Consider the following 1,322-nt stretch of genomic DNA (forward strand, 5'->3'; position numbering starts at 1 on the left):
CGGAGGATGTTAGGGATGCCGCGCAGTAGCCGAGCTGCATGTTCAACCGTCGCTGTGTCATCCAGCGTCTGCAAAGAGAGATGGCAGGAGTGGGAGACAAGGCTCGTAAGAGTACCCCACAGCCCGTATCCACGGTCAGTCATAGCTTTGGATGCATTGGGTGTGCTGCCGAAAAGGTGGCGCGTAAAGCTGACAGGGTAACCCCAGCTACCTGTAACAAGGTTGCGCTTATGACAGGCGAGAGCAACTCGGATGAGGTCTCGTCATACCAAGGCTGCGGATAGCCTTGGTATGACTACACAATCTGGATGAGATCCCATTTATATATGATCATAGTGCTTAAGCTGTTTGATCTACTCAAATGTGAAGCAAAAGACTGAAGGTGTTTGTGATTGAGCGAGAGCGATTGAACAAACAACGAAAGTCAGCTCGGCGAAGCTGAGCTTGAACAGCTAGAAACACATAAAACACGGTAGGGTAATCCTCCGCCACAGAAGTGGTCCTTCGCTTTGCATACCAAAACCTCACAGACTGTTGTAGCACTATGGTCGGAGCATAGTCACGTTCTAACATAGTAGAGCGACTCAACGTAAACAGCTTCCTTTGACATATGACCCTTAAGAGACTTTGAATGGTTACGAGTAACTGTTAAAAAAATAGCGGCTTATCAATCCTATAAGTGACTAGCCTGCTTAATTACTCAAGATTCCATCTTTATATGAAGCCGCCAACCAAAAAGTAGCAAAAATTAATAGCGGTCGAAAGGCAAAATAAATAGAAAAGTAAGGGCGTTCGTCAAAACTAAAAATTCCGGGTGAAAGAACAAAATAATCAAGTGTACTATTAGACAGGGAAATGCCTAATATTATACATAGTAGCCTAAACCCAAAATTAAAATAAAGTGATATATTTAGTAATACTATTCCCCAAAAAAATATTTGAGCTCGTCCATCTAATAAAGCAGAACTGCCACTACTGCTTAAGAAAGGATCAATAACTTGAAGCAAATCGGACCTAAATAAACCATAAAGTGCCAAAGTACCAAAAACGTATAAATTTATAAATATAATAAGATACTTAAAGGTCTGACTTTGAGCGTGCGGGCTGATATTAGAATCCCTGCTTTCAGCAAAGGCTTCAATAAATGCACCAATTTCGTTATCATTTAATTTTTTATCTGCCATAATATTTACCCTACTTACTCGTCAATCTGGGTCTGGATTTCGAAAAGTGAGTTCAAAACTCATCCACAATAAGCACACCAAGAAAAAAGGACGGATAATTTGTATAAACACAACAATTCCCCGCTCAGGGTACGTAAT

General features: G+C 41.2%; 1 protein-coding gene. It reads right to left on the minus strand.

Going from position 1 to position 1,322, the window contains the following annotated elements:
* Nucleotides 1-692: 692 nt before the first annotated feature.
* Nucleotides 693-1,184, minus strand: a complete 492-nt coding sequence (locus NIG5292_RS14875; protein ID WP_143081988.1) for a hypothetical protein — start codon at nt 1,182-1,184, stop codon at nt 693-695.
* Nucleotides 1,185-1,322 lie beyond the last annotated feature (138 nt).

The sequence above is a fragment of the Nereida ignava genome, from assembly GCF_001049735.1.
Classification (GTDB): Bacteria; Pseudomonadota; Alphaproteobacteria; order Rhodobacterales; family Rhodobacteraceae; genus Nereida; species Nereida ignava.

Coding starts and splice junctions, on each gene's coding strand:
- NIG5292_RS14875 (WP_143081988.1), bottom strand. CDS start 1,184: ATGGCAGATAAAAAATTAAATGATAACGAAATTGGTGCATTTATTGAA.